This window comes from Burkholderia sp. HMSC10F09, assembly GCF_001806955.1.
In the GTDB taxonomy this organism is placed as follows: Bacteria; Pseudomonadota; Gammaproteobacteria; order Burkholderiales; family Burkholderiaceae; genus Burkholderia; species Burkholderia multivorans.
The window spans coordinates 1-22,235 of sequence record NZ_KV786553.1 but is presented as its reverse complement, the minus strand read 5'-3'; the positions used below and the strand labels follow the sequence as shown (position 1 = coordinate 22,235).

Genomic DNA, 22,235 nt, shown 5'->3' with positions numbered 1-22,235 from the left:
CGCGATGCCCACGCTCTTCGATACCGGCGCACACCCGGATGCGGCCGAGCTGGCCGCCGCGCTCGCCGCGCCGGCGGCCGCCGGCCGCTACGACGAACTGCGCGGCAGCGTGGCGGGCCTCCATGCGCCCGCGCTCGCGCCGGCGTGGCGCAGCTTCTTCACCGCGATCGGCAGCGACGGCGTTGCCGATCTGGACCGCCGCGCGGACGCGCTGCAGCGGCGTATGCGCGAGAACGGCCTGTTCTATCAGCTGCACGAACAGCGCGCCGGCGACGGCGCGGCCGGCCCGTGGTCGCTCGACCTGCTGCCGATGATCGTCACGCCCGAGGACTGGGTCGCGATCGAGCGCGGCGTGCTGCAGCGCGTGCGGCTGCTCAACGCGACGATGGCCGACCTCTACGGCGCGCAGACGATCCTCGCGCGCGGCCTGCTGCCGCCCGCGCTCGTCACCGGACATCCCGGCTATCTGCGCGCGATGCGTGGCGCGCGCGTGCCGGGCGATACCTGGCTGCACGTCGTCGCCTTCGATCTCGCGCGCGGGCCGGACGGCCAGTGGCGGATGGTCGCGCAGCACACGCAGGGCGCGGCCGGCCTCGGCTATCTGCTCGAAAACCGGTTGATCGTGTCGCGGCTCTTTCCGCGCGGCTTTCGCGGGCTGCGCGTGCAGCGGCTCGCGTCCGCGTACCGGTCGCTGCTGCAGAGCCTGCAGGCGCTCAGCCCGGCGCGGCGCAATTCGCGCATCGTCCTGCTGACGCCGGGGCCGCACAGCGCGACCTATTTCGAGCATGCGTACCTCGCGCGCTACCTCGGCCTCACGCTCGTCGAAGGCGGCGACCTCACCGCGCGCGACAACCGCGTGTTCCTGAAGACGCTGCGCGGGCTCGAGCCCGTGCACGGCATCCTGCGGCGCGTCGACGACGCGTGGCTCGATCCGCTCGAGCTGCGCCCCGATTCGCTGCTCGGCGTGCCGGGGCTGCTGCAGGCCGTGCGCGCGGGCAACGTGCTGCTGGCGAATGCGCCGGGGTCCGGCTTTCTCGAATCGCCGGGCATGCTCGGCTTCATGCCGCGTCTGGCGGAAGCCGTGCTTGGCGAGACGCTGACGCTGCCGGCCGTGCATTCGTGGTGGTGCGGCGAAGCGGCCGCGTGCGACGACGCGTTGCCGCAGCTCGCGCGCAGCATCGTACGGCCGTCGTATCCGGCCGACGGCGCGTCGGCCGGCGTGCAGGAACCGGTGATCGGCGCGCGGCTCACGCAGGCGCAGCTTGCCGAATGGCGCGCGCGGATTCTCGCGCGGCCCGAGCAATACACGGTGCAGGCCGACTTGCCGCTGTCGCAGGCGCCGACGTGGCGCACGCACGGCGCGCCGGACGGCAACGGCAGCGCGCGCATCGTGCCGAAGCCGCTGCTGCTGCGCGTGTTCGCGCTCGCCGATGGCGCGCAGCGTTGGCGATTGCTGCCGGGCGGGCTGTCGCGCGTCGGCACGCGCGACGCGCTGTTCAATGCGCCGATGCCGCGCGGCGGCAGCACTGTCGATACGTGGGTGATGACCGAGGGCATCGTCGATTCGACGACGCTGCTGCAGACGCGTCTCGGCCCCGACGATCTCGTCGAACGGCCGCGCGCGATCGCGAGCCGGGCGGCCGAGAACCTGTTCTGGCTCGGCCGCTACACCGAACGCGCGACCAACCTGATGCGGCTCGCGCGCGCGGCGCTCGAGCGGCTGCGCGGCGAAGACGATGTCGAGAGCCCCGCGCACCTCGAGCTGATCGACGCGCTGTGCCGCGACACGGGGCTCGTCGCGGCCGATGCGCCGAATGCCGTCGATGCGCCGGGCGCGTTTCAGCACGCGCTCGCGACGTCGCTCACGCGCGGTGCAGATCGCACGTCGGGGATCGCGGCCTGCCTGTTCGGGATGCGCGGCGCGGCCGCCGCGATTCGCGAGCGGTTGTCGAGCGACCAGTGGCGGCTGATCGACGACGCGACGCAACTGTTCGCGGACAGCGCCGATCATCCGGAAGCCGAAGAGCAGATCGGCAACGAAGCGCTGCAGCTGCTCGAGCGCCTCGGCCTGCTGCTCGGCGCGATCACCGGCGCGCAGACCGACAACATGACGCGCGACGACGGCTGGCGGCTGCTGTCGATCGGCCGGCAGATCGACCGCCTCGACTTTCTGTGCAGTGTGCTGCGCTTCGCGTTCGACGGCGGCGCCGTGCATCGTCAGGACGGCTTCGAGCTCGTGCTCGAACTGTTCGACAGCACGATCACGTTCCGCTCGCGGTTCCAGCGCGGTTTCGACGTCGCGCCGTTGCTGTCGCTCGTCGTGCTCGACACCGACAACCCGCGTTCGCTCGGCTGGGTCGTGCAGGCGCTGCGCGGCCGGCTGACGAAGGTCGAGCGCAGCGAGGGCTATGCGTTGTCCGAACTGGCCGAAACGATTCCGGACGTCGCCGCATGGTCGCTGCACGAGCTCTGCGAGACCGGCGACGACGGCCGGCACGAGGCGCTGCTCGCCGCGCTCGATGCGACGGCGAAGGCCGTGTGGGAACTGTCGAACCGCATCGGCGAGCGCTATTTCAGCCACGTGCGCGAGGCGGGCAGGGCGCTATGGTGACGTCGAAACACACCGCGAAGACGCCGGCCGGAGCGGTCGACGCGACGCCGCCCGCCACGGCGGATGCCGCGCCGGGCCGGCTGCTGCGCGTCACGCACGATACCGAATACCGTTATGCGGCGCGCGTCGAATCGGCGCAGCATCAGGCGCGGCTGTAGCCGCTCGCGACGCCGCGCCAGCAGCTGCTGTCGTTCTCGCTCGACATCGAGCCCGCGCCCGAATCGATCGGCACCGAGATCGATGCGTTCGGCAACGCGCGTGCGTCGTTTGCGCTGAATCAGCCGCACGATGCGCTGTTCGTGCGCAGCCGCAGCACCGTGCGCGTGAGCGCGCCCGCCTGGTCGGAGGGCGCGCGCGGGAAGCCGCCGCAGGCTATCGCGCGTCCCGCCGCCGCGCATGCGACCGCCTGGGAAGCCGTGCGCGAGCGCCTTCAGTTTCGCGCGGGGCAGCCGTACGATGCGGCGAGCGAGTTCGTCTTCGCGTCGCCGCACGTGCCGTGCGATCCGGCGCTCGCCGCGTATGCGGCCGCGAGCTTCACGCCCGGTCGGCCGCTCGTTCAGGCAGCATGGGATCTGATGCGGCGCATTCACGCCGACTTCGCGTACACGCCGAACAGCACCGACATCACGACGACCGCGCTCGATGCATTGCGGCTGCGTAAAGGCGTGTGCCAGGATTTCGCGCACGTGATGATCGGCGCGCTGCGCTCGCTGGGGCTCGCCGCGCGCTACGTCAGCGGTTATCTGCTGACGCAGCCGCCGCCCGGGCAACCGCGCCTGATCGGCGCGGACGCGTCGCATGCATGGGCCGCCGTGTACGACCCGGCGTGGCCCGAAGACGGCGGCTGGCTGCAGCTCGATCCGACCAACGATCGCGCGCCCGGCGACGACTACGTGATGCTGTCGATCGGCCGCGACTATGCGGACGTGGCGCCGCTGCGCGGCGTGATTCGCGGCGGCGGGGCGGGGCAGGAGCTGAAGGTCGCCGTGACGGTCGAGCCGCTGGACGATTGAGCGCGTCGTGCCGTATCGGCTCGTCGACGCGCGCATCGACCGGCCCGAAGGGCACGCCACGATCGGGAAGGGCGGCGCACCGTCTCCGCCCGCGAACCTCGTGATGAACCTGCCGCGCCCGGTATGCGCCACCGCCGGCAGGCCCGTCTCACCGCGTGCGCGTTACGTGACCGTCCCCTTCTTCAGCGCATCGATACACCGAATCGCGGCGCGCCGCTTGGGCCGCAGGAATTTCGGCACTGCGCTCGGCTGCCCGACACCGGCCTGGCTGTGATTGACCTTAGGCGTGAGCGCCGCCGACTTCTCGTTGCGCGGAAGCCGGCAGCCGCCGGCCGATTGTGGCATCCGCTTTCACGAGCTACGCATCGACGAACCCTGCGCGCTCTGCGATCGGGCAACGCGACGATCGCGGCGATCGCGACGCGGCATGCGTTGCCGCCATGCCGCGCCGCGCGCCGGATCGTTGATTGTCGTTATCGAACTGCGAGGTTGGAATGGCTGGGAAGACTGCTGATGGCCCCGTCGCATGAGTGCCATGATGACAAACTTTTGTCTGCTTAATTGTCAACCAACTTTAAACGCCGCGACGGTGCCGCGCGGGGCAACGCAACGCGGCCCCGCGGCCGCACATCAGCCCGCCTTGCGCGCGCCCGGATCGCGCAGGTTCGCCGGCACGATCGGACGGAAGCGCTCGCGCTTGTGTTCGTCGTCGAAATGCTGAAGCGCGGGCTTGATCAGATCGCTGCGCGACACGATGCCCGTGAGGCGCATCGATTGCGGATCGTCGACGACCGGCAGCCGCTCGAGCCCGAGCATCGCGAGGCGCGACGCGACGAGCCGGCAGGTTTCGTGCGCGAGCGCGATCGCCGGCGCGCGATCGGCCAGCGCGGTCGCGATCGACGTGTCGGGTGTGCGTTGCGCGCGCTGCGCGTCGACGAACGCGCGATCGACGACACCGAGCAGCCGGCCGTTCTGCACGACCGGATAGGCGCGATGCGTTTGCTGCGCGCCGAAGAACTGCGCGGCCACCGTCTCGAGCGTCGCCGTGCCGTCGATCGCGACGAGCGAGTCGGCGGGCGTCATCACCTCGCCGACGTCGTGCCGTTCGAGCGGATCGACGCCGTACTCGCGATAGATGTGATAGCCGCGGCGCGCGATCTTCTCGGTCATGATCGAGCGCTTCATCACGACCGTCGCGAAGCCGTGCGCGACAAGCGTCGCGGCGAGCAGCGGCAGCAGCGCATTCGCGTCGTGCGTGAGTCCGAATGCGAAGACGATCGCGGTCAGCGGTGCGCCGAGCGTTGCGCCGAGCGTCGCCGCCATGCAGACGAGCGGCCAGAGCGCCGGGTCGCCGCCCGGCAGCACCGGCGACAGCACGGTGCCGAGGCCCGCGCCGAGCATCAGCAACGGTGCGAGCACGCCGCCCGACGTGCCCGAGCCGAGCGCGATGACCCACATCACGGCTTTCACGACGAGCAACGCGAGTGCAATCTGCAGCGCGATGTGCTGATGCAGCAGATCGCCGATCACGTCGTAGCCGACACCGAGCGCGCGCGGCTCGAGCCAGCCGCCGACGCCGATCACGATCGCGCCGAGCGCGGGCCACCACATCCAGTGCACGGGCAGCTTCGCGAACGTATCCTCGACGCGATACAGCGCCGCCGACAGCCCGCACGCGAGTACGCCGGACAGCAGGCCCGCGACGATGCACGACAGCAGCGCGACGGGTGAGGGCGCGGCCGTCGTCAGCGGAAACAGCGGCTCGACGCCGAAGAACAGCGCGCGCGCGAAGCCGGCCACCGCACAGGCGAGCGCGACCGGCAGGAAGCTGCGCGGCCGCCATTCGAACAGCAGCAGCTCGACGGCGAGCAGCACCGCGGCGACCGGCGTGCCGAACACGGCCGTCATGCCGGCGGCCGCACCGGCGACGAGCAGCGTCTTGCGCTCGGCGGCCGTCACGTGCACGCATTGCGCGATGAGCGAGCCGAGCGCGCCGCCCGTCATGATGATCGGGCCTTCGGCGCCGAACGGGCCGCCGCTGCCGATCACGATGCCCGACGACAGCGGCTTGAGCACCGCGACCTTCGGCGACATGCGGCTCTTGCCGAACAGGATCGCCTCGATCGCTTCGGGAATGCCGTGCCCGCGGATCTTCTCCGAACCGAAGCGCGCCATCAGGCCGACGACGAGCGCGCCGATCACCGGTACGGCGATGACCCACGCGCCGAGCGTGTTGCCGGCGGGCGAGCGGTCAGCGAACGAGAACTGCTGGAAGAAGAACAGGTTCGTGAACAGATGGATCAGGCTCAACAGCACGAACGCCGCGAGCGTGCTGAGCAGGCCGATCACGGCGGCTAGCAACGCGATCCTGGGCAGGCGTTCGTTGGTCGAGAAATCGCGTTTGTGCGGTGCGTTCATCGGAGTCGGAAAAACGGAGGTCAGTAATCGATCTGGGGAACCTGGAATGCGCCCTTGAGCGACTTCAGCTCGGCGCGATGCATCGCCGCGAGGCGCGCAAGCAGCGTTTCGCCTGCCGGCTCGAGGTGCACCTCGACCTGCCGGCGATCGGCTTCGCTCGGCTTGCGCTTCACGAGGCCGAGCGCCTCGCAGCGTGTGACGAGCGCGACGACGCCGTGATGCTGCGCCTGCAGCCGCTCGGCGAGTTCGCCGATGGTCGCCCATTCGCGGTGCGGATAGCCCTTGATGTGCAGCAGCAGCAGGTATTGCAGCGGCGTCACGCCTTCGCTTTGCGCGGCGCGCTCGGAGAAGCGTTCGAAACGCCGCATCTGGTAGCGGAATTCGGACAGTTGCTGGAAGTCGCTTTTGGTCAGCGCACGTCGGCTATCGGTCATCGCAGGGGCGGAAGGTCGGTTTCAATAGCGCGCCAATATATCACAACATGATATAAATGGCCGTATTTGAACGATGTTTGCGTTGTTCGGCTTTCGCGCGCGTTACGCGGCTTCGAGTATCTGCGTCTGCTGGTACAGGCCCGTGACGAGGTCCGTCTGCGTGATGATGCCGACGAGCCGGCGCGACGCGTCGACGACCGGAATATGGTGGTGGCCCGAATGCGTGAACAGCGGCACGAGCGCGGTCAGCGGCAGCGTCTGCGGCACCGACGCGACGTCGCGCGTCATCACGGTCGACACGCTCGGCGGCTGGCCGCCGAACGATTCGGGCAGCCGCGCGGACAGGCGCTGCCACAGCGCGGCAGGCCGGCGCAGCGGGCGCGTGAGGTCCGCGCGCGTGACGATGCCGGTCAGCCGGCCGTCCGCGTCGACGACGGGCAGCGCCTTCACGCGATGACGGTCGAGCAGCGTGAGCGCCGCGGTGATCGACGTCGACGGCGCGATGCTGATCGCGTTCTTCGTCATCAGGTCCGCGCACGTGAGCTGGCCAAACGTGCGCGCATAGGCCTGCATTTCGGTTTCGCGCAGCAGCGTTTCGAGATCGTCCGGATCGACGTCGAGCCATTCGCTGCGACGCTTGAGCACCGCGTCGAGATCCTCGCGCCTGAAGCCGCCGCGTGCCGGCGTCGCCGCCTGCGGCTTCGCGTCGCCGCGCGCGCTGCCGTGCGGATAGCGGTGGCCGGTCAGCGCGTGGTACACGAGCGCGGCCGACAGCAGGATCGCCGATTGCAGCAGAATCGGTTCGAGCACGAAGCCGAAGCCGAGCGCATGGATCGCGGGGCCGCCGACCACGGCCGTGAGCGCGACCGCACCCGACGGCGGGTGCACGCAGCGCAGCACGAACATCCCGCCGATCGCGCAGGCGATCGCGACCGCGGCGGCCGTGATCGGATCCGCGATCCACTGTGCGCACGCGACGCCGACGGTCGCGGCGACGAGATTGCCGCCGATGATCGACCACGGCTGCGCGAGCGGACTCGCGGGCACCGCGAACAGCAGCACGGCCGAGGCGCCCATCGGCGCGACCAGCAGCGGCACGAGGCCCGGCACGCCCGGCAGCAGCCGCATCGTGACGCCGACCGTCGCAATGCCGACGAGCGCGCCCGTGCACGAACGCAGGCGCTCGCGCCAGCCGAGCGTCATCGGGTGGGGAATGAAGCTGTGCAGCCATTGGCGCAGCGTGCGGCGCGACGGGGAGGAGCCTGACGACATGGACGTAACGGTTGAAAAGATCGGACGCATCGCGGCGGCATGCCGCGGGCCGGGCCGGAATTATATCGCGTCGTGATACAAATTGTCGCGCTGCATCAACGCGTTGCGCGCAGGCGACGCGCGTTCCTTGCGGCAACCTTTCATTCGATGAAAGCCGCCGCGTGCGTCATTGCGCAAATTTGTCTGCGGCGGCGTACAATTCCGGCCACCGAATCCCCGCTATGTCAGAACCCCGTCCGCCATGCCCGCTCTCCCGCCTTCTCCCCGGCACGGTGAGCGATGTCGCGCGGTTCGCGGCCGTGCTGCATCGCCCGGCTGACGCGCACGCGGCCGACGCCTTCTCCCCACAGACTCTCCCGAAGCCAATTCAATGGACATGCTCGAAAACATGCGCCTGTTCGTGCGCGTTGTCGAAGCCGGCAGTTTCACTGCGGTCGCGAAAGAGATCGATGCGACTACAGCGCAGGTGTCGCGCGCCGTGTCGAATCTCGAAGCGCACGTGCAGACGCGTCTTCTGCATCGCACGACGCGTCATCTCGGTCTGACCGAAAGCGGCGAGCGCTATTTCGAGCGCGCGAAATCGATCCTCGCGGAGATCGACTACGCGAACGCCGAGGCGCGCAATGCGCTGCTGCGGCCGAGCGGGAAAATGCGCATCCATGCGATGACGGGGCTCGGGCAGAGTCATGTCGTATCGTCGATCGTCCGCTATCAGGAGGACAACCCCGAGGTGTCGGTCGAGCTGACGCTTGCGCAGCGCATGCCGAACCTCGTCGAGGAAGGGTACGACGTGTCGATCGTCACGGCGTCGCAGTTGCCCGATTCGGGCTACGTCGCGCAGACCTGCGGCACGAGCTGCAGCGTGCTCGTCGCGTCGCGCGACTATCTCGCGCGGCACGGCACGCCGCAGACGCCGGACGATCTGCCGAATCACGTGTGCCTGCGTCTCGACACACCGGCGTCGCCCGCGAGCGAGTGGCGGCTCGAACGCGCCGACGGCGAGGAGACCGTGTACGAACTGCAGCCCGCGCCGTTCCAGGTCAACGTGCCGGACGCGCTCTGCGTCGCGGTGCGCGCCGGGCGCGGGATCGCCTGCGTCGCGCTCTATACGGTGCTCGACGATATCCGCGAAGGGCGGCTGATCCGCGTGCTGCCCGAATACCGGTTGCAGACCGTCAGCGTCTATGCGGTCTATGCGACGCGCCGCTATCTCGATGCGAAGATCCGCACATTCCTCGACCATCTGCGCACGACGCTGACGCCGGCGCTGGAGAACGACCTGCGCGAGCTCGACCGGCTGACGACCGAGCAGGCGCAAAGCGGCGGCCTGAAGCGAGCGTGATGCGGCGCGCGGGCGTATCGCCCGAACGCGCGATCCTGAACCGCGGCGATCACCCGTCCGCTGCGACGCGAATCCGCTCGAAGCGGCCCGCAAGCCACGCGTACGCGGCGATGCCGATCAGCCCGTGCGCGGCGACGAACCACAGGGCGCCGGCAAACGAGCCGGTGTGCGCGACGAAGTAGCCGATCACGAGCGGCGTGCGCGGGCGCGTTCGAGATCGACGGCGTCGGTGCCGATGCCGTTGATCTCGACGATTTCGAGCGCGCCGAGCCGGTCCATCAGCGCGGCGGACAAGCCGTCGACGCCGCCGATCACGACGCCCGGGATGCGCGGTGCGACGCGCGCGACCAATGCGTCCGGCTCATCGGTCGCATATAGCCGATGCACCGCGTAGCGGGCGGACGGTTCGGCGTCGATCGATTCGGGAAGCGGCTGGGTAAGCAGGATATCGATGGTCATCAGAGTCTCGGTCGGCGTGCGCGGCGCGGGCCGCGCATCGGGTGCAACCGAGTATAGGAATCGCATCGATGTTGGCCTAACATCAAACGCCTATTGATTGATTCAAGGCTTGAATGATCGAACTGCACCAGCTTCGCTGCTTCGTCGCGGTCGCCGAGGAACTTCACTTCGGGCGCGCGGCGAAGCGGCTCTTCATGACGCAGCCGCCGCTGAGCCGGCAGATCCAGCTGCTCGAACATGCGCTCGGCATCGCCTTGCTCGAGCGCAGCAGCCGGCAGGTGAGTCTGACCGCGGCCGGCGAACGCTTTCTGCGCGACGCGCGGCACATCCTCGAATTCTCGGCGCGGGCCGAACAGGCCGCGCAGCGCGTCGCGCACGGCGGCGCGGGCCGCATCACGCTCGGCTTCACGGCGGTCAGCGCATACCGGATGATTCCGATGCTGCTCGCGCATGCCGCGCACGCCTTGCCGGACGTGGACGTCGAGTTGCGCGAGATGGTGTCGACGGTGCAGATCGACGCGCTCGCGTCGCGGATGCTCGATGCGGGGTTCGTGCGCCAGCGCGCCGCGCGCCAGCCGCTCGAATATCGGCTCGTGCAGCGCGAGCCGATGCTCGTCGCGGGCGCAGAAGGCGCGCCGCTCGCCGTGCACGAACGGATCGGCCCCGACGATCTCGATCGCCAGCCGTTCATCGCGTATTCGCCGAACGAAGGCAAGTATTTCCACGACATGATTTCCGGGATGTTCGCGAGCGCCGGGCGGCTGCCGAACTACCTGCATTACGTCGGGCAGACGCATACGATCCTCGGCCTCGTGCGCGCGGGGCTCGGCGCCGCGCTCGTGCCGGCGTCCGCGCGCGAGCTGCACGTGGACGGCGTCGTGTTTCGTCCGCTCGCGGACGTCGACGTCGCGGCCGAACTGTATCTCGCGTGGCGGAGCGACAACGACAATCCGGCGCTGCCGGTATTCAATGCGATGGTCGAACGGTTTCTGACGGAAAGCGCGGACGGCGGCATCGCGTGAGGGTCGCGCCGGCGAGCGAGTGCGACGCAGGAAGGCGCAAAGCGAAAAGGCGAGGGGAAAGCGGCGGGGCGCCGGCCCGGCCGCACGCTTGAATCGACGTGCGGCCAGGCCCGGCGACAGGTCAATGCGTGACCGACAGAAACAGATACGCGGCGAACAGCGACAGATGCACGACGCCGTGCAGCACGGTCGTGCGACCCTGGCTCAGCGTCAGCGTGCTGACGAGCAGCGTCAGCGCCAGCAGCACGGTTTCCATCGGACCGATGCCGAGCGTCAGCGGCTGGCCGACCCAGATGAACACGGCCGCGACCGTCGGGATCGTGAGCCCGATACTCGCGAGCGCGGAGCCGAGCGCGAGATTCATGCTGGTCTGCAGCCGGTTCGCGCGTGCGGCCGTCACGGCCGCGAGCCCTTCCGGCAGCAGCACGAGCGCGGCGATCACGATCCCGACCGCCGCTTCCGGCGCGCCGAGCTTCATCACGGCATGCTCGACGGCCGGCGACAGCAGCTTCGCGAGCAGCACGACCGCGACGAGGCTCGCGAACAGCAGCGCGAGGCTGATCAGTGCGGTGCGGCCGCTCGGCGGCGCCGCATGCACGGCCTCGTTCGCGCTGTCGTGATCGGCGAGAAAGTAGTCGCGATGGCGCACCGTCTGCACGAACACGAAGACGCCGTACAGCACGAGCGACGACACGCCGGCGAACGCGAGCTGCGACTTCGACAGCATCGGGCCGGGCGCCGCGCTCAGATAGTTCGGCATCACGAGCGACAACACGGACAGCGACGCGAGCACCGCGAGCGCCTTGCTTGCGCCGCGCCCATGAAAGTCCTGTTCGCCGTGCTTCCAGGCGCCGACGAGCAGACACAGCCCGACGATGCCGTTGCAGATGATCATCACGGCGGCGAACACGGTGTCGCGCGCGAGGCCCGATTTTTCCGGGCCGGCGCCGAGCATCACGGACACGATCAGCGCGACTTCGATGACCGTCACGGCGACCGCGAGCACAAGCGTGCCGAACGGCTCGCCGACGCGATGCGCGACGACTTCGGCATGATGGACGGCGGCGAACACCGCGCCCGCGAGCGCGGCCGCGAACAGCGCGATGACGAGGCCTTCGGCCGGCACGACGCGCGACAGCGCGAGCACCAGCCAGGCGGCAAGCGGGGCCCAGAGGGTCCAGCGTGGGAGCTGGTTGGACGAGATCGGCATGGAGGGTTTCCTTATTCGAGTGGCGACGCGCGATGCGTCGCCACGGGTTGACGAAGCCCGGCCGGACAATCCGCCGAACGAGGACGATGCAGCTGAAGGATGGCTGCGCGGTAGCGTCGCCGAGGTGTGCGGCCGCGAGGCCGCGACGGGCGCGGGCGGGCCGGAGCCCGTCGCTGGATGAAACGGTTCGATGCGGCCGGCGGCTCGGCGGCGGCGCCGTTCCGGCCCCGCATGACCGACGCCGGGCGCCGATGTCGGCTCGACACGCGGTTTTCCCCCGAAAGCCGGCGATTCGTCGAATCTTATCAGGCGTTCCGGGACCGTTATCTCGTTTTCGAACGCTTACATTGACCTTTCTGTTCGAAAAAAGTGCCCGGCCATGTCGATTTTGTGTCGTCGCAGCTTCCGTCATGCTGCGTTGCCCGACAAATTCGGGCTCGCCCTGACATAAATCTACCGACCGGTCGGTTTATAATCGCTCGCACTTCCACTTGATGACGGATCGCAAGCGATGGCTGTTTCTTCTGCACATTCGACGAACCCCGGCGCGTTGCCGCTGTCGGCCGTCGTCGGCGTGATCGGCGCCGGCGCGATGGGCGCGGGTATCGCGCAGGTTGCGGCTGCGGCCGGCCACACGGTCTTGCTGTACGACCTGAACGAAGCCGCTTGCGACAAGGCGCTGGCCGGCATTCGTGCGCAGTTCGCGCGGCTCGCGGAGAAAGGGCGGCTCGAGCCGGCCGAGGCCGAAGCCGCCGGCGGCCGCATCCGCGCCGTGCGCGCGCTCGCCGATTTCGCGCCCGCGGCGCTGATCGTCGAGGCGGCTGCGGAGCGGCTCGACGTGAAGCGCGAGATTTTCGCGACGCTGGAACGTCATGTCGACGATGCGTGTCTGCTCGCGACCAACACGTCGTCGATCTCGATCACGTCGATTGCGGCCGGGCTGCGCGCGCCGCAGCGCGTCGCCGGCCTGCATTTCTTCAACCCGGCGCCGTTGATGGCGCTCGTCGAGGTCGTCAGCGGGCTCGCGACCGCGCCCGAGGTCGCGCAGGCGCTTTACGCGACCGCGGCCGCGTGGGGCAAGAAGCCCGTGATGGCGAAGTCGACGCCCGGTTTCATCGTCAATCGCGTCGCGCGGCCGTACTACGCGGAGGCGCTGCGCGTGCTGAACGAACAGGGCGGCACGCCCGCGTCGATCGACGCGGTGCTGCGCGACGCCGGCGGCTTCCGGATGGGGCCGTTCGAACTGATGGACCTGATCGGTCACGACGTGAACTTCGCGGTGACCGAATCGGTGTTCCGCGCGTACTTCAACGATCCGCGCTACACACCGTCGCTGATCCAGCAGGAACTCGTGAACGCGGGTTTCCTCGGCCGCAAGTCGGGGCGCGGCTTCTATTCCTATGCGGACGGCGCTGCGCCGCCCGTCGCCGAGGTCGAACCGCCGCGCGACGCGCCGGCCGACGTCGTGCTGTTCGCCGTCGACGGCCCGGCCGCCGCGCTGCATGCGCGCCTGGCCGAGCGCATCGCGGGCGCGCGCGTGCAGGATGCGCATCCGCACGAGCTGATCGCGACGGCCGGCCGCGCGTCGATCGCGCTGACGGACGGCCGCACCGCGACCGAGCGCGCCGCGCAAACCGGCATGACCGATCTCGTGCTCGTCGATCTCGCGCGCGATTACACGCAGGCCGGCGTCGTCGCGCTCGCGCGCGCCCTGCAATGCAGCGACGCCGCGTACGCGGACGCGGTCGGCCTGTTCCAGCAGGCCGGTTTCCGCGTGATCGGCCTCGGCGACGTGCCGGGGATGATCGCGATGCGCACGGTCGCGATGCTCGCGAACGAGGCGGCCGACGCCGTGAACCAGGGCGTTTGCTCGCCCGCCGATCTCGATCTCGCGATGGAGAAGGGCGTCAACTACCCGTGCGGCCCGCTCGCGTGGGCCGACGCGATCGGCGTCGGCCGCGTTTACCGCGTGCTGTCGAACCTCGCCGCGAGCTACGGCGAGGACCGCTATCGCGTCTCGCCGCGCATCGCCGCGCGGCACGCGGCCGGCCGGTCGTTGCGCGCGTAGCCGCGATCCCGATCACGACAACGACATATTCCCTTGGAGGAGCACCCCGATGACTTACCCGACGCACCCCGCCGCCGCGCTCGAGCCGATCGAGACCGCCAGCCGCGACAAACTGCAGGCGCTGCAGCTCGAGCGCCTCAAATGGTCGCTTCGCCATGCGTATGACAACGTCGCGCACTATCGCCGCACGTTCGACGCGGCGGGCGTGCATCCGGACGATCTGAAAACGCTCGCCGATCTCGCGAAGTTCCCGTTCTCGACGAAGCACGACCTGCGCGACAACTATCCGTTCGGGCTGTTCGCGGTGCCGCGCGAGCAGGTCGTGCGCGTGCACGCGTCGAGCGGCACGACCGGCAAGCCGACCGTGGTCGGCTACACGGCGCGCGACATCGACACGTGGGCGAACGTCACCGCACGGTCGATCCGCGCGGCGGGCGGCCGGCCCGGCGACACGCTGCACAACGCGTTCGGCTATGGGCTCTTCACCGGCGGGCTCGGGATTCACTACGGCGCGGAACGGCTCGGCTGCATGGTCGTGCCGATGTCGGGCGGCCAGACCGAGAAGCAGGTACAGCTGATCCGCGACTTCGAGCCGAAGATCATCCTCGTCACGCCGTCGTACATGCTGAACCTGATCGACGAGATGGTGCGGCAGGGAATGGACCCGGCGCAGTCGTCGCTGAAGATCGGCATCTTCGGCGCCGAGCCGTGGACGCAGGCGCTGCGCGAAGAAGTGGAGACGCGCGCGGGCATCGATGCGCTCGACATCTACGGGCTGTCCGAAGTGATGGGCCCGGGCGTCGCGTGCGAATGCGTGGAGACGAAGGACGGCCCGGTGATCTGGGAAGACCACTTCTATCCGGAGATCGTCGATCCGGTGACGGGCGAGGTGCTGCCGGACGGCAGCGAGGGCGAACTCGTGTTCACGTCGCTGACGAAGGAGGCGATGCCGGTGATCCGCTATCGCACGCGCGATCTCACCGCGCTGCTGCCGCCGACCGCGCGCGCGATGCGCCGCCTCGCGAAGATCACCGGCCGCTCCGACGACATGCTGATCGTGCGCGGCGTGAACGTGTTCCCGAGCCAGATCGAGGAACTCGTGGTCGCGCAGCCGAAGCTGTCCGGCCAATTCCAGATCACGCTGTCGCGCGACGGGCACATGGACCGGCTCGACCTCGCGGTCGAGCTGCGCTCCGAAGCGACCGCGAGCACGACCGACGGCGAACGAGCCGAGATCGCACGCGCGCTGCAGCATCGCATCAAGACGATGATCGGTGTGTCGGCCGGCGTGACCGTGCTGGCCGCGGGCGGCATTCCGGCGAGCGCGACGGGCAAGGCGCGCCGCGTGGTCGACCGGCGGATCGCCGCGTAATCGCGGCGCCGTGGCGGGCGCTGCTGTCTTTTAGCGAGGAAACCTGTTCGATGGATGGATTGAAGACTCTGGCCGTGACGGTCGATGCGCGCGGCATCGCGACCGTCGCATTGCAGCGCGGCGACGTGCTGAACGCATTCGACGAGACGATGATCGCCGAGCTGACCGACGCGTTTACCGTGCTCGGCGCGCGCGACGGCGTGCGTGCGATCGTGCTGCGCTCGGACGGCCGCGCGTTCTGCGCCGGCGCCGACCTGCAGTGGATGCAGCGTGCGAGCGCGAACGACGCTGCCGCGAACCTGCGCGACGCGGAGCGGTTCGCCGCGATGATGCGCGCGATCCGGCAGTGTCCGAAGCCGACCGTCGCGCGCGTGCAGGGCCACGCGTTCGGCGGCGGCGTCGGCCTCTGCGCGGCCTGCGACATCGTGATCGCGAGCGAGCACGCGCGGTTCGCGGTCAGCGAGGCGCGCTTCGGGATTCTGCCGGCCGTGATCGGTCCGTATCTGGTCGAGGCAGTGGGCCAGCGTCAGGCGCGCCGGCTCGCGTTGACGGCGACGCAGCTGAGCGCGCACGACGCGGTCGCGATCGGGCTGATCCATCAGGCCGTCCCGCTCGATGCACTCGACGACGCGCTCGACAAGACGCTCGCCGAACTCGGCCGCAACGGCCCGAACGCGCTGATGGAGATCAAGCGCTTCTTCGATGCGATCGGCGAGTATCCGCCGTCGGACGCGCGTGCGGCGTTCACGGCGCAGACGATCTCGCGCGTGCGCGCGACCGACGAAGCGAAGGAGGGCTTCGCTGCGTTCTTCGCGAAGCGTGCGCCTGCGTGGGAGCCGGCTGCGGAATAAAGGCGGGCCCGCGCATTGTGTTCTTGCCTCGCTTGCGGGATGCGCGCGCGAGCGGCGCGTTGCGCAACGCGTGCACGATTTGCGCGCGGCGCCAGGCGCTTGCTCTACAATGCGTGACCCCCGGCACGCCGCCGGCCCAGCCCCGACCGTTTGTTCGCGCCGATGATCGTTCACCGCCTTATCTCCGAGATCCTGTTCGGTTTCACCGGCCTGATGGGGATCATCAATCCGATCGGCATCGCCTTCCTGTTTCTCGAACGCACCGAAACGCTGACCGAGCACGAGCGGCATCTGCTCGCGAAGAAGGTCGCGTTCAACGCGTTCATCGTGCTGATGGTCGCGTTCTTCGTCGGCACGCCGGTGCTGCATTTCTTCGGGATCTCGATGGAGGCGCTGCGCATCGGCGGCGGCTTCGCGGTCGCGGTGTCGGGCTGGCAGATGCTGAACGAACCGGACGTGCCGGGCGGCGGCGATACGCCCGTCAAGCCGATCGATGCCAACGCGATCATGACGCGCGCGTTCTTCCCGCTGACCGTGCCGCTGACCGTCGGCCCCGGCTCCATCGCGACCGCGATCGCGCTGAACGCGAACCGCACGCACAAGCTCTCCGAATTCATGCTGTCGAGCATCGTATCGGTCGCGGTGTCGGCACTGATCGGCGTCGTGATCTGGCTCACGTACAGCCGTGCCGCGCTGCTCGCGCGCTATCTCGGCACCGAAGGGACGAAGGTCGCGATGCGCGTGTCCGCGTTCCTGCTGCTGTGCGTCGGCGTGCAGATCATGCTGACCGGCTTCTCGGAATTCCTGCGGCCGATCGCCGACCAGATCCGCTGACGTCCGCCGCACCGATCCGCGCGCCTGCAGGCGCGCGCGGGCCGGTATAACATGCGACGTTTCGGCCGCTGCGCGTGCGTACGCTTCGTCGTGTTTCCGCGCGCGTCGGCCGCAAGCTCAACCCGACTGGCGAGGCAGACGATGGAATACGTGAAATTCGGATCCACAGGACTGGAAGTGTCGAAGCTGGTGCTCGGCTGCATGACGTTCGGCGAACCGTCGCGCGGCACGCACCCGTGGACGCTCCCGGAAGCGGAAAGCCGCCCGATCATCCGCCGCGCGATCGAAGCCGGCATCAACTTCTTCGATACCGCGAACATGTACTCGGACGGCACGTCCGAAGAGATCGTCGGTCGTGCGCTGCGCGACTTCGCGAAACGCGACGAGGTCGTGATCGCGACGAAGGTGTTCTACCGGATGCGGCCGGGCCCGAACGGCGCGGGGCTGTCGCGCAAGGCGATCATGACCGACATCGACCAGAGCCTGAAGCGGCTCGGCACCGACTACGTCGATCTGTACCAGATCCACCGCTGGGACGACAGCACGCCGATCGAGGAGACGCTCGAGGCACTGCACGACGTCGTGAAGGCGGGCAAGGCGCGCTATATCGGCGCGTCGTCGATGTACGCGTGGCAGTTCGCGAAGGCGCTCTACACCTCACGGCAGCACGGCTGGACGCGCTTCGTCAGCATGCAGAATCACCTGAACCTGCTGTACCGCGAGGAGGAGCGCGAAATGCTGCCGCTCTGCGAAGCCGAAGGGATCGCGGTGATTCCGTGGAGCCCGCTCGCGCGCGGGCGCCTGACGCGCAACTGGGACGAATCGTCCGAGCGGCAGCAGAGCGATGCGGTCGGCCAGCGGCTGTACGATGCGACGGCCGATGCGGATCGCGCGATCGTCGATGCAGTTGCCGCGATCGCGGCCGCGCGCAACGTGCCGCGCGCGCAGGTCGCGCTCGCCTGGGTGGCGCAGAAGCGCGGCGTTACCGCGCCGATCGTCGGCATCTCGAAGCTGCCCCAGCTCGACGACGCGCTCGCCGCGCTCGACCTGAAGCTGACCGACGACGAGATCGCGACGCTCGAACGTCCGTACGTGCCGCACGCGGTCGCCGGGTTCAACTGACGGCGCCGTTACGCATCGCGCGCGGCGCCGCTTGCCTTCAGCGCGCGGCGGCGAGCATCGGATACGTGAACAGCGCGAAGTGCACGAGATTCAGCCCGATGTGCGCGAGCGCGGCGGCGAACAGCCCGCCGCGTCGCCAGGCGATGCCATAGCCGATGCCCGCGACGGTGCCGAGCACGATCCACGGCCAGCCGCCGGCCGCGTGCGCGGCGCCGAACGCCAGCGCGGCGATCGCGAGCGCCGCGGGCGCACCCCAGGAGAACCGGCGCAGCACGCGTTCGAGCCCGCCTTGCAGATAGCCGCGAAACAGCGCCTCTTCGGCGAGCGTGACGAGCAGCACGTTGTTCGCGAGCCACAGCCAGCCGGACGGCGGCCATTTCGGCGCCCAGCCGACGAGGCCGAACGCGAGTGCGCCCGCGAGACAGGCGCCGGCCGTCGCGACGGCTGCGGCGGCACCGACGCGCACGGCGCGTGAGATCGGCACGGCGGGCGCGATCCAGGGCAGCACCCACATCAGCCAGAGTCCGACGAGCGGCTTGTCGAGGTTCAGGTACATCGTGAACGGCACCGCATCGGGCGTGAAGCGCACGGGGCCGATCACGCGGGGATTATGAAAACCCGGCAGCAGATGCAGGCTCAATGCGATTGCCAGCGCGACAAAGGCGACGTGCGCGACGATGCGCAGCGTCGGCGGACGGCCCGGCGCGACACCCCACGCAATCGCGGCCAGCAGGGCGAGCGGCAGCAGCGCGATCGGCGCGAGTTCGCCGAGCGCGAGTGCGCCCGCATAGCCGAGCACGGCCAGCACGAGGCTCGCGCGGCGCAGCGGACGATGCCACGCGAGCGCGGCGGACGCGAACAGCGCGAACCACGTCGCGACGAAGGGGAAAGAGAGGGCGGTCATGCGGCGCGTCGGATTCGTCAAACAAGACGGCGCGCATCATACCGCAGCGATACAGCCAGGCGGCCGTGCGCCGCTGCGAGGCCGCACCGGCCGGGAACCGGCCGCTCTTCAGGGGCCTGCGGTTTCCGTGAGCCCTTCGCGGGTCGGGATGTCGACGCTGTTGCGGGCGCGCATCCGCCGCCGGTACCAGAACGTCCAGGCGAGCAGCCCGCCGAACACCGAGTAGCCGATGATCGGCGACACGACCAGCACGCGCTCGACCGGCCACGTCGCGACCATCCAGCAGCGCAGCAGCATCTCGAGCGTCATCCCGACGCCCCAGACGAACGTCATCAGCCGAAGCATCTGCCGCAGCCCCGATTGTTCGGCCCAGACGGCCTCGAAGCGCGCCGCGCCGCCGGCCATCTCGCGTGCGACGGTCGCGCGGGCGAGATAGAAGATCAGCGGCCGTTCACGGAACAGCGAGAGCAGGAACACCACGCCGATCGCGCCGGACGCGAGCGACTCGCGCATCAAGAGCGTCCGCGCGCTGCCGCCGAGCGCCATCCCGACGATCGACAGCGCGATGCCGAACAGCACGACGAGCGACACGGCATCGACGCGCCGCGACCGCACGAACTCGACGATCGACCAGACGACGGGCGGCACCGCCGAGGCATACAACGCGCCGGTTTCCCCGAAATACGGATGCGCGACGCGGTAGGCAACCCACGGCAGCAGCAGGTTCACGACGAATTCGAGGATCAGGCCGGCTCGCGGTTTCACGGGCGACTCTCGCGTGTGTGTGGACAGGACGCGCATGCGGAGGCCGGGCGGACCAAGGCGCCCGCCGGGCGGGCATGCGCGAAAGTTGTGCGGTCCAGTATATCGAAGAATCGCCTGATGCCACGTGCGGCCGTGCGCGGCAGGAAGCAGCCGGCATCGCGCGGCGGCGCCGACCGCGCCGGCCGCACAGTGCCCGCTAGGTCGCCGGCTGCACGATGATCTTCACGTTGCGGTCCTTGTGATGGACGAGTTCCTCGAAGCCGCGCGCGACGATGTCGCCGAGCGCGATGCGGCCGGTGATCAGCGGCTGCACGTCGATCCGGCCGTCGGCGATGAAGCGGATCACGTCCGCGAACTCGCCGTTGTAGGCCAGCGAGCCGATCACTTCCTTCTCGGTCGACACGATGTCGAAGAAGTTGAACGGCGCCGGCTCCTCGAAGATCCCGACCATCACCGACTTGCCGGCCTTGCGGATCACGTCGATCGCGAGCTTCGCCGTCGTCGTGTGGCCGATGCATTCGAACGACACGTCGGCGCCGTAGCCGCCCGTCAGCGCCTTCACCTCGGCGATCGCGTCCGAGGTCTTCGGATCGATGACGACGCTCGCGCCGACTTCGAGCGCCTTCGCCTTGCGCGCGTCGGACATCTCGAGCGCGATCACGCGGCCCGCGCCGGCTGCCTTCGCGCACATGATCGTGCAGAGCCCGATCGTGCCCGCGCCGACCACGACGACGGTCTGCCCGACGATGCTGCCGGCCTTCTTCACCGCGTGCAGCCCGACCGCGAGCGGCTCGATCAGCGCGCCGGCCTCGGTCGGGAAGCCGTCGGGCAGCCGGTACAGCAGTTCGGCGGGCACGTTGACGTATTCGGCGAACGCGCCGTTGTTCATCAGTCCGGTGAACGCGAGGTTTTCGCAGATGTTGTAGAGCCCGTGTGTGCAGTACCAGCAGGTGCCGCAATGCTGGCAGGCGTCGGCAGTCACGCGGTCGCCGATCGCGAAGCCCGTCACGCCGTCGCCGAGCTCGGCGATCTCGCCGCTGAACTCGTGACCGAGGATGCACTGGCCTTTCAGGCCCGTCAGCGGGTGCGGCGCGTCGACCGGAATGAATACGGGGCCGGCGACGTATTCGTGCAGGTCCGAGCCGCAGATCCCGCACCAGTGCACGCGGATCTTCACCCAGCCGGCCGGCGGTCGCTCGGGCACGGGAACCTCTTCGACGCGGATGTCGCGGCGGCCGCGCCACACGGCGGCCTTCATGCTGCGGGCGGAACTCGATGCGGGTGTACTCATGTTGTTGTCTCCGTGGGTTGTCTGTCGTCGTGCCGCGATGCGCGGCACCGTGGCGCGCTGTGCGATCGCGCGACGCACCGCATGCAGGAACGGGGCCAGCGTGCTGCGTGTGGCGCGCGAGCGCCGCGCGGGGCAGGCGATGGGCGGCGCACCATCGTGCGCAGCCGCGCCGGCCAAGGCGCCGTGCGAATGCGCCGACGCGCGGTTCTGCACGTGCGCATCGGGCGGCGGGTGAGACGCTGGGACGTTCGTCTCAGCCGATTGAGACGGTTTGCGAGACGGATGCGCGTCGACTGTGGTGTGTCGCGGCCGAGAACCGCGCGGTCGATTGCGCACCGGTCGTCGCGCGGCGCGCATACGCGTGGCCTGCATCGCAGCAATACACGGTATTACGTCGATTTCGTCGATTGCGTCGATCGGCTCGATTACGCCGATTACGCCGATTACGCCGATTACGCCGATTGCGGTGATTACGCCGATTACGCCGATTGGCTCGACCGCACCATTACGCCGATTGCCTCGATCGGCGAAACGCATCGTTGCGCGCTGCACCCCTTTACTTGAAGTGAACTTCAATTTGTATGATGGGCGCCGGTTCGCTCGTGCCCGCAACGGATACGCCGATGCGCGCGACCGCTCACAACGGAGATCGCAGATGACCGAATCGTCTGTCGCGGCGTCGGTCGCCGCCACGCCGTCGCGCGGCTATCGCGCGGCCGTCGTCAACGTCGTGCTCGCGAGCATCGTGTCGGCGCTGCACGTCGGCAAGGCGACGATCGCGCTGCCGTCGCTTCAGCAACAGTTCGGCGGCTCGCTCGCGTCGCTGAGCGCCATCATGTCGGTCTTTCCGTTCGTCGGCGTATTCGGCGGAATCGCGGCCGGGCTGCTCGTGCGGCGCTGGGGCGATCGGCGGCTGCTGGTCACGGGACTCGTCGCGCTCGGCGTCGCCAGCGTCGCCGGCGCAGTCGCGGACAGCTTCGCGGTGCTGCTCGCCACGCGCGTCGCCGAAGGCGTCGGCTTCGTGATCGTCGTCGTCGCGGCGCCGGCCGTGCTGAACCGCGTGACGCCGCCCGCGTCCCGCGCGGTCGTGTTCGGCCTGTGGAGCACCTTCATGCCGGCCGGCATCGCACTCTCGATGGTCGTCGGGCCGCTGCTCGGCGGCTGGCGCAGCGGCTGGGTCGCCGCCGCGGTGCTGACGTTCGCCGCGGCCGCCGCGCTGCCGATGACGACGTCCGCCGGCCCGCCGG

19 protein-coding genes and 3 pseudogenes are annotated in these 22,235 nt (G+C 69.4%); 13 read left to right on the top strand and 9 right to left on the bottom strand.

Features of this window, described 5'->3' with window-relative positions; translation table 11 throughout:
* The first annotated feature begins 4 nt into the window (after positions 1-4).
* From HMPREF3115_RS04370 to HMPREF3115_RS31465, 3 genes and pseudogenes are all read left to right on the top strand, one after another.
* Positions 5-2,611, top strand: a complete 2,607-nt coding sequence (locus HMPREF3115_RS04370) for a circularly permuted type 2 ATP-grasp protein (RefSeq protein WP_053298467.1) — start codon at positions 5-7, stop codon at positions 2,609-2,611.
* Positions 2,605-3,624 (top strand): annotated as a pseudogene (locus HMPREF3115_RS04365) (transglutaminase N-terminal domain-containing protein). Before HMPREF3115_RS04370 ends, HMPREF3115_RS04365 begins: the two are co-directional and overlap by 7 nt.
* Positions 3,625-3,631: 7 nt before the next feature.
* Positions 3,632-3,898: a hypothetical protein gene (locus HMPREF3115_RS31465; protein WP_176748736.1), complete on the top strand. Its 267-nt coding sequence runs from the start codon at positions 3,632-3,634 to the stop codon at positions 3,896-3,898.
* 356 nt (positions 3,899-4,254) lie between these two features.
* Here HMPREF3115_RS31465 and HMPREF3115_RS04355 read toward each other — a convergent pair whose 3' ends face one another.
* From HMPREF3115_RS04355 to HMPREF3115_RS04345, 3 genes are all read right to left on the bottom strand, one after another.
* The gene (locus HMPREF3115_RS04355; protein WP_070553498.1) at positions 4,255-6,042 is read right to left on the bottom strand and encodes a chloride channel protein; all 1,788 of its coding nucleotides are present in this window, start codon (positions 6,040-6,042) and stop codon (positions 4,255-4,257) included.
* A gap of 20 nt (positions 6,043-6,062) precedes the next feature.
* On the bottom strand, positions 6,063-6,476 hold the full coding sequence (locus tag HMPREF3115_RS04350; protein WP_006396919.1) for a MarR family winged helix-turn-helix transcriptional regulator: 414 nt from the start codon (positions 6,474-6,476) through the stop codon (positions 6,063-6,065).
* Between the two features lie 102 nt (positions 6,477-6,578).
* The gene (locus HMPREF3115_RS04345; protein ID WP_012467947.1) at positions 6,579-7,748 is read right to left on the bottom strand and encodes an HPP family protein; all 1,170 of its coding nucleotides are present in this window, start codon (positions 7,746-7,748) and stop codon (positions 6,579-6,581) included.
* A 370-nt stretch (positions 7,749-8,118) separates the two neighbouring features.
* Here HMPREF3115_RS04345 and HMPREF3115_RS04340 point away from each other — a divergent pair, with 370 nt between their 5' ends.
* The gene (locus HMPREF3115_RS04340; protein WP_006403417.1) at positions 8,119-9,090 is read left to right on the top strand and encodes a LysR family transcriptional regulator; all 972 of its coding nucleotides are present in this window, start codon (positions 8,119-8,121) and stop codon (positions 9,088-9,090) included.
* A 49-nt stretch (positions 9,091-9,139) separates the two neighbouring features.
* Here the strand turns inward: HMPREF3115_RS04340 and HMPREF3115_RS30650 are convergent.
* A pseudogene (locus HMPREF3115_RS30650) lies at positions 9,140-9,289 on the bottom strand (MFS transporter); the annotation flags it as partial.
* Positions 9,286-9,549, bottom strand: a pseudogene (locus tag HMPREF3115_RS04335) (hydroxyacid dehydrogenase); the annotation flags it as partial. The pseudogenes HMPREF3115_RS04335 and HMPREF3115_RS30650, both read right to left, overlap by 4 nt.
* 113 nt (positions 9,550-9,662) lie before the next feature.
* Here HMPREF3115_RS04335 and HMPREF3115_RS04330 point away from each other — a divergent pair.
* Positions 9,663-10,571 (top strand): LysR family transcriptional regulator, encoded by a 909-nt coding sequence (locus HMPREF3115_RS04330; RefSeq protein WP_070553497.1) that lies wholly within the window; start codon positions 9,663-9,665, stop codon positions 10,569-10,571.
* A gap of 121 nt (positions 10,572-10,692) precedes the next feature.
* Here the strand turns inward: HMPREF3115_RS04330 and HMPREF3115_RS04325 are convergent, their stop codons facing one another.
* A complete protein-coding gene (locus tag HMPREF3115_RS04325) occupies positions 10,693-11,781 on the bottom strand; it encodes a calcium:cation antiporter (protein WP_070553496.1) in 1,089 nt (362 codons plus the stop codon).
* 177 nt (positions 11,782-11,958) lie between these two features.
* Between HMPREF3115_RS04325 and HMPREF3115_RS31460 the strand changes: the two genes are divergently transcribed.
* From HMPREF3115_RS31460 to HMPREF3115_RS04300, 6 genes are all read left to right on the top strand, one after another.
* Positions 11,959-12,132 (top strand): hypothetical protein, encoded by a 174-nt coding sequence (locus HMPREF3115_RS31460; protein ID WP_006403421.1) that lies wholly within the window; start codon positions 11,959-11,961, stop codon positions 12,130-12,132.
* Positions 12,133-12,292: 160 nt separating this feature from the next.
* On the top strand, positions 12,293-13,849 hold the full coding sequence (locus tag HMPREF3115_RS04320; protein WP_070553495.1) for a 3-hydroxyacyl-CoA dehydrogenase: 1,557 nt from the start codon (positions 12,293-12,295) through the stop codon (positions 13,847-13,849).
* Between the two features lie 49 nt (positions 13,850-13,898).
* Entirely contained in the window at positions 13,899-15,221 is a 1,323-nt protein-coding gene (gene paaK / locus HMPREF3115_RS04315) for a phenylacetate--CoA ligase PaaK (protein WP_070553494.1), read from the top strand.
* 50 nt (positions 15,222-15,271) lie between these two features.
* On the top strand, positions 15,272-16,072 hold the full coding sequence (locus HMPREF3115_RS04310) for an enoyl-CoA hydratase-related protein (protein WP_070553493.1): 801 nt from the start codon (positions 15,272-15,274) through the stop codon (positions 16,070-16,072).
* A gap of 162 nt (positions 16,073-16,234) precedes the next feature.
* Positions 16,235-16,906 (top strand): MarC family protein, encoded by a 672-nt coding sequence (locus HMPREF3115_RS04305; protein ID WP_006396931.1) that lies wholly within the window; start codon positions 16,235-16,237, stop codon positions 16,904-16,906.
* Between the two features lie 141 nt (positions 16,907-17,047).
* Complete coding sequence (locus HMPREF3115_RS04300; RefSeq protein ID WP_012216916.1) at positions 17,048-18,028, top strand: aldo/keto reductase; 981 nt, start codon at positions 17,048-17,050, stop codon at positions 18,026-18,028.
* 37 nt (positions 18,029-18,065) lie between these two features.
* Here HMPREF3115_RS04300 and HMPREF3115_RS04295 read toward each other — a convergent pair whose 3' ends face one another.
* The 3 genes from HMPREF3115_RS04295 to HMPREF3115_RS04285 form a co-directional block, all read right to left on the bottom strand.
* Entirely contained in the window at positions 18,066-18,932 is an 867-nt protein-coding gene (locus HMPREF3115_RS04295) for a CPBP family glutamic-type intramembrane protease (protein WP_070553511.1), read from the bottom strand.
* A gap of 108 nt (positions 18,933-19,040) precedes the next feature.
* Positions 19,041-19,697 (bottom strand): VC0807 family protein, encoded by a 657-nt coding sequence (locus HMPREF3115_RS04290; RefSeq protein ID WP_053298476.1) that lies wholly within the window; start codon positions 19,695-19,697, stop codon positions 19,041-19,043.
* A gap of 196 nt (positions 19,698-19,893) precedes the next feature.
* The gene (locus HMPREF3115_RS04285; protein ID WP_006409386.1) at positions 19,894-20,955 is read right to left on the bottom strand and encodes a 2,3-butanediol dehydrogenase; all 1,062 of its coding nucleotides are present in this window, start codon (positions 20,953-20,955) and stop codon (positions 19,894-19,896) included.
* Positions 20,956-21,069: 114 nt separating this feature from the next.
* On the opposite strand from HMPREF3115_RS04285, the gene HMPREF3115_RS31455 reads away from it, so the two are divergent.
* Entirely contained in the window at positions 21,070-21,552 is a 483-nt protein-coding gene (locus HMPREF3115_RS31455; RefSeq protein WP_176748735.1) for a hypothetical protein, read from the top strand.
* A gap of 91 nt (positions 21,553-21,643) precedes the next feature.
* The coding region (locus tag HMPREF3115_RS04270) for an MFS transporter (protein ID WP_141751633.1) at positions 21,644-22,235 on the top strand (592 nt) is incomplete at its 3' end.

Excerpts from the sequence above, each read along its gene's own strand:
- paaK (WP_070553494.1), top strand. The coding sequence starts at position 13,899 with ATGACTTACCCGACGCACCCCGCCGCCGCGCTCGAGCCGATCGAGACC.
- HMPREF3115_RS04350 (WP_006396919.1), bottom strand. The coding sequence starts at position 6,476 with ATGACCGATAGCCGACGTGCGCTGACCAAAAGCGACTTCCAGCAACTG.
- HMPREF3115_RS04310 (WP_070553493.1), top strand. The coding sequence starts at position 15,272 with ATGGATGGATTGAAGACTCTGGCCGTGACGGTCGATGCGCGCGGCATC.
- HMPREF3115_RS04295 (WP_070553511.1), bottom strand. The coding sequence starts at position 18,932 with ATGACCGCCCTCTCTTTCCCCTTCGTCGCGACGTGGTTCGCGCTGTTC.
- HMPREF3115_RS04300 (WP_012216916.1), top strand. The coding sequence starts at position 17,048 with ATGGAATACGTGAAATTCGGATCCACAGGACTGGAAGTGTCGAAGCTG.
- HMPREF3115_RS04355 (WP_070553498.1), bottom strand. The coding sequence starts at position 6,042 with ATGAACGCACCGCACAAACGCGATTTCTCGACCAACGAACGCCTGCCC.
- HMPREF3115_RS04370 (WP_053298467.1), top strand. The coding sequence starts at position 5 with ATGCCCACGCTCTTCGATACCGGCGCACACCCGGATGCGGCCGAGCTG.
- HMPREF3115_RS04325 (WP_070553496.1), bottom strand. The coding sequence starts at position 11,781 with ATGCCGATCTCGTCCAACCAGCTCCCACGCTGGACCCTCTGGGCCCCG.
- HMPREF3115_RS04340 (WP_006403417.1), top strand. The coding sequence starts at position 8,119 with ATGGACATGCTCGAAAACATGCGCCTGTTCGTGCGCGTTGTCGAAGCC.
- HMPREF3115_RS04345 (WP_012467947.1), bottom strand. The coding sequence starts at position 7,748 with ATGTCGTCAGGCTCCTCCCCGTCGCGCCGCACGCTGCGCCAATGGCTG.
- HMPREF3115_RS04305 (WP_006396931.1), top strand. The coding sequence starts at position 16,235 with ATGATCGTTCACCGCCTTATCTCCGAGATCCTGTTCGGTTTCACCGGC.
- HMPREF3115_RS04330 (WP_070553497.1), top strand. The coding sequence starts at position 9,663 with ATGATCGAACTGCACCAGCTTCGCTGCTTCGTCGCGGTCGCCGAGGAA.
- HMPREF3115_RS04285 (WP_006409386.1), bottom strand. The coding sequence starts at position 20,955 with ATGAAGGCCGCCGTGTGGCGCGGCCGCCGCGACATCCGCGTCGAAGAG.
- HMPREF3115_RS04320 (WP_070553495.1), top strand. The coding sequence starts at position 12,293 with ATGGCTGTTTCTTCTGCACATTCGACGAACCCCGGCGCGTTGCCGCTG.
- HMPREF3115_RS31455 (WP_176748735.1), top strand. The coding sequence starts at position 21,070 with ATGCAGGAACGGGGCCAGCGTGCTGCGTGTGGCGCGCGAGCGCCGCGC.
- HMPREF3115_RS31460 (WP_006403421.1), top strand. The coding sequence starts at position 11,959 with ATGAAACGGTTCGATGCGGCCGGCGGCTCGGCGGCGGCGCCGTTCCGG.